General features: G+C 43.7%; 1 protein-coding gene. It reads left to right on the top strand.

The window, feature by feature from the left end; genetic code table 11:
- Positions 1–252 (top strand): peptidylprolyl isomerase (locus CWC17_RS19115; RefSeq protein WP_171042118.1); only part of this gene is annotated, 252 nt, incomplete at both ends.

Genomic DNA, 252 nt, shown 5'->3' with positions numbered 1-252 from the left:
AACTCACGTATTTACAACGGCACTACTTTTCCCCGTGTAATTCACGGCTTGATGGTGCAAGGCGGTGGAGGTGGACCGGGTATTGAACAAAAAGACGTTAACGACCCAATTCAAAACGAAGCAAATAATGCCCTATCTAATAAAGTAGGTTCATTAGCAATGGCACGTACACCTGCTCCTCATTCAGCAACGGCCCAATTCTTAATTAATGTTTACGACATCCACTTTTTAAATCACACCAGCGAAACGTCG

The organism is Pseudoalteromonas sp. S3785 (assembly GCF_005887365.1).
Lineage (GTDB): Bacteria > Pseudomonadota > Gammaproteobacteria > Enterobacterales > Alteromonadaceae > Pseudoalteromonas.
The sequence above is the reverse complement of the archived record's forward strand: the minus strand, read 5'-3'. Positions and strand labels throughout refer to the sequence as shown.